This is a genomic window from Gammaproteobacteria bacterium (assembly GCA_003696665.1).
Classification (GTDB): domain Bacteria; phylum Pseudomonadota; class Gammaproteobacteria; order Enterobacterales.
On sequence record RFGJ01000632.1, the window covers coordinates 1 to 2,037 of the forward strand.

At 55.0% G+C, this 2,037-nt stretch carries 1 protein-coding gene; it reads left to right on the forward strand.

Features of this window, described 5'->3' with window-relative positions; translation table 11 throughout:
• Nucleotides 1–2,037: type I restriction endonuclease subunit R (locus D6694_15245; GenBank protein RMH34389.1), on the forward strand; the 2,037-nt coding region annotated here is incomplete at both ends.

Genomic DNA, 2,037 nt, shown 5'->3' on the forward strand with positions numbered 1-2,037 from the left:
AACACCGCCGCCGAAGCGCGTTACGCCCAAAACATCTTCTCCGTCACCCGCCAGGTGCGCTACAGCCAGATTGCTAACCGTCGCGCCCTCGACCTCGTGCTCTTCATCAACGGACTGCCCATCGCCACTTTCGAACTCAAAAATCGCACCACCAAACAAACTGTCGAAGATGCCATCCAGCAATACAAACGCGACCGCGATCCGCGCGAGACGCTTTTCCAGTTTGGCCGCTGTGTGGTGCATTTTGCCGTGGACGACCAGGAAGTCTGGATGTGCACACACCTGAAAGGCCGGGATTCCTGGTTTCTGCCTTTCAACAAGGGGTACGACCAGGGCGCCGGCAACCCGCCCAACCCCGACGGGCTGAAGACCGATTACTTGTGGAAGGACATCCTGCACCGAGACAGTCTGGCCGACATTCTCGAAAACTATGCCCAGATTGTGGCAGAGAAGCGCGACGGCAGCCGCAAAAAGACACGCAAACAGATATTTCCGCGCTACCACCAGTTAGATGTGGTTCGCAAACTTCTGGCTGACGTTGCCGCACATGGCCCCGGACGCCGCTATCTGATTCAGCATTCCACCGGCAGCGGCAAATCCAATTCTATTGCCTGGCTGGTACACCAACTGGTTGGACTCTCCGCGGCCCAAGACGAACAGCGCGCCGGGCGGACTATCTTCGATTCGGTCATTGTAGTCACTGACCGGCGCGTTCTCGACCGCCAGATTCACCAGACCATCAAACACTTTACCCAGGTCAGTGCGGTGCTCGGTCACGCCGACCGTTCAGCCGATTTGCGCGATTTTCTCGCTGGTGGCAAGAAAATCATCATAACCACCGTGCAGAAATTCCCTTATATCCTTGACCAGATTGGCTCACAGCATATCGGGCGCAACTTTGCCATTGTGATTGACGAAGCCCACTCCAGCCAGGGGGGACGCACCACCGCCCAAATGCACATGGCCCTTTCGGGTGCGCAGTCAACGGAAAACGAAAGCAAAGACCTGGAAGACCGCATCAACCGCATCATTGCTGCCCGTAAAATGCTGCCGAATGCCAGTTACTTCGCCTTCACGGCCACCCCCAAGAACAAGACCCTGGAACTTTTCGGCGAGCCCTTTCTCCGCCCGGATGGCAGCACCGGACCCCGTCCTTTCCATGTGTACAGCATGAAACAGGCCATTCAAGAGGGGTTTATCCGCGACGTATTGCAAAATTACACCCCCGTTGCCACCTATTTCCGCCTGGTCAAAACTATCGCCGATGACCCGGAATTCGACCGCAAGAAAGCCGAAAGGAAACTCCGATACTACGTGGCCGGGAACCGCTACGCCATTGAGCAGAAAGCCCACATCATGGTTGAACATTTCCACAATCATGTGCGCCACAAAATCGGCGGACAGGCGCGTGCGATGGTGGTCACCAGCGGCGTCCGGCAGGCGATTGAATACTTCTACGCCTTCCGGCGCATTTTGAAAGACCGCAACAGCCCCTGGCAAGCGATTGTGGCCTTCTCTGGAGAGCGCACATACAACGGACAGAAAGTCAGTGAAGCCACCCTGAACGGCTTTCCCAGCAAGCAAATTCCTGAAAAATTCCGTCAGAAACCATATCGCTTCCTGATTGTGGCCGAAAAATTTCAGACTGGTTTCGATGAACCCCTCTTACACACCATGTACGTGGACAAGGTACTGGGCGACATCCAGGCCGTACAAACCCTCTCTCGGCTCAACCGCGCTCACCCTCAGAAACGGGACACCTTCGTGTTAGATTTCGTCAATGATACCGACACCATACAGAATGCTTTTGACAAATACTACCGCACTACCATCCTCAGTCAGAACACCGACCCAAATAAACTCCACGACCTGAAACGCACCCTGGATGAATATCAGGTCTATACCTGGCAGCAGGTTGAAACCTTTGTAGAAAGATACCTGAACGCCGCGCCGCGCCCACAACTCGACCCGATTCTGGATGCTTGCGTGGACCGCTATGTAGAAGACCTGGATGAAGATGAGCAGGTTGACTTCAAG